Raw genomic sequence first — 2,184 nt, 5'->3', positions numbered from 1 at the left:
CGGGTAACTGGGGTAACGACCTGACGCTGCTGATCAAGGCGGCCAGGGAAGTAGGTTACGAGGGCAAGTTCTATACCTTCTACGGCAACGCGCTGGGCGTGCCGGGTGCGCTGGGCGACGCCGGCGTGGGCAAGGTGATTGCGGTGGCCGACTGGTTCCCGAACGAGGCGGGCGCGCAGTCCGAAGCTTTCTACCAGTCCTTCCGCCAGCGTTTCCCCAAGCCGCAGGACGACTATGTGCACATGCGTATGCAGCTGATGATTGAGTCCTTGGCCCAAAGCCTTGACAAGGCGGGCAGTGCTGACGCCGGCGCGGTTGCGGCGCAGCTGGAACGCAGTACGGTTGCTTTTGCGGGCCACAAAGGCGCAATGCGCTCGGCCGACCACCAGTTCCAGCAGCCGCTGTTGGTGGCGCTGATGGGCAAGCAGGGCTCGCCAGGGGTGAAATTTGATGTGGAAGGTTCCGGTTACGGCTTTCGCGTCATCAAGACGATTTCGCCTGAAAAGGCCGAGCAGCCCAACAGCTGCAAGATGGTCCGGCCCTGAGTTCAAATGGGCGGATTGAATAATCGATTGAGCCGGCAGGCGGACGGACTATCCATGAGAAAAACTGTTTTAGATCTTGAGGAATCGATGATTCGGCAGGTGGCCAACGCGGGCATGGGTCGCGATGACGTCCTCAAGTTCTGGTTTGGCGAGAGCGATGAGGTCACTCCGGCCTTTATCCGCGATGCGGCGGCTGCGTCGTTGCAGCAGGGCGAGACTTTCTATGCGCAAAACCTGGGCTTGCCCGAGCTGCGGGAGGCCATTGCCGCTTACGCGACGGGCCTGCGCTGTGCGGGCGCCGCGCCGGTCACGGCCGAACGCATCGCGGTGACCTCGGGCGGCGTCAATGCATTGATGCTGGCGGTGCAGGCGCTGGTGGATGCTGGCGACGAAGTCGTGGCCGTGACGCCTGTCTGGCCCAACCTGACGGCCCAGCCGGCCATCATGGGTGCGCACGTGAAATGCGTCAGCCTCAAGCCTGTGGCGGGTGAGTGGAGGCTCGACGTGGCCGAGTTGCTGGCTGCCATCACGCCGAAAACCAGGCTTCTGATCGTTAACGCGCCCAACAACCCTACCGGCTGGACGCTGTCGCGCGCCGAGCAGGAGGCCATCCTGGCGCATTGCCGCAAGACCGGGACCTGGATACTGGCGGATGAGGTCTACGAACGGCTTTATTACGAACCCACCCCTAACGGCTGCGCGCCCAGTTTTCTGGACATCGCCGCGTCCGATGACCGGTTGGTGGTCGTTCATAGTTTCTCCAAGAGTTTTTTGATGACTGGCTGGCGCCTGGGCTGGCTGGTGATGCCGGCCGCCATGACGCCGCACATCGGCAAGCTGGTGGAGTTCAACACCTCCTGCGCGCCCGTGTTTGTGCAGCGGGCCGGGCTGGTGGCCCTCGAGCGGACGGCCGATATCACCCCTCGCGTGGTTGCTCACCTGAAAACCTGCCGCGACACCCTCGTGCCGCTGCTGCAGGCGGTGCCGGGTGTGCAGCTGGCGCCGGCCAAAGGCGGCATGTACGCCTTTTTCAGGCTGGAAGACCAGAAGCGCTTTGGGGACTCTCTGGAGACCGCCAAACGCCTGGTGACAGAGGGGGGCTTGGGCCTGGCGCCCGGCAATGCCTTCATGGTCAACCCAGGGCCAGAAGCCCAAGGCTGGCTGCGCTGGTGCTTCGCCAGCCAGGACGTGGACAGGCTGGGGCAGGGGGTGGAACGCCTCAGGCGCTGGCTTGGGACATGAGCAGGTTCTCAGGCTATAATCCAAGGCTCTACGCAGTTTGAAGCCTTAAATCCAGGTTTATGGGCTTTTTGACTGCCGGAACACGACGAAAGCGGTTTATTCACTCCCATGTCGGGAACGCTGCTTCGCTCGCAAGCGCACTTCGGTGCAAGAAAGAGAAATCCATGATTGCAAAATCAGTCAAGGCCGAAATCGTTCAGGCCAACGCACGTGCCGCCGGCGACACCGGCAGCCCTGAAGTTCAAGTGGCGCTGCTGACCGGCCGCATCAACGAGCTGACCCCCCATTTCAAGGCCAACGCCAAGGATCACCACGGTCGTCGCGGTCTGCTGCGCATGGTGAGCCGCCGCCGCAAGCTGCTGGACTACCTGAAGTCCAAAGACGCCGACCGTTACAC

Annotated in this window: 3 protein-coding genes; all 3 read left to right on the top strand. The window is 62.5% G+C overall.

The features are described from left to right. Positions 1–545, top strand: a 545-nt coding sequence (locus tag AC1D0Z_RS20075) for an ABC transporter substrate-binding protein (RefSeq protein ID WP_477659931.1), incomplete at its 5' end; no start/stop codon positions are given. Positions 546–599: 54 nt separating this feature from the next. After that, the gene (locus AC1D0Z_RS20070; RefSeq protein ID WP_477659930.1) at positions 600–1,787 is read left to right on the top strand and encodes a pyridoxal phosphate-dependent aminotransferase; all 1,188 of its coding nucleotides are present in this window, start codon (positions 600–602) and stop codon (positions 1,785–1,787) included. 164 nt (positions 1,788–1,951) lie between these two features. After that, a partial coding sequence (gene rpsO / locus AC1D0Z_RS20065; RefSeq protein ID WP_477659929.1) for a 30S ribosomal protein S15 occupies positions 1,952–2,184 on the top strand: 233 nt, incomplete at its 3' end.

Source organism: Polaromonas sp. P1_E3 (genome assembly GCF_056405935.1).
The sequence above is the reverse complement of the archived record's forward strand: the minus strand, read 5'-3'. Positions and strand labels throughout refer to the sequence as shown.

Bases quoted from the DNA above. Each gene is read 5' to 3' on its own strand.
- AC1D0Z_RS20070 (WP_477659930.1), top strand. From the start codon at position 600: ATGAGAAAAACTGTTTTAGATCTTGAGGAATCGATGATTCGGCAGGTG.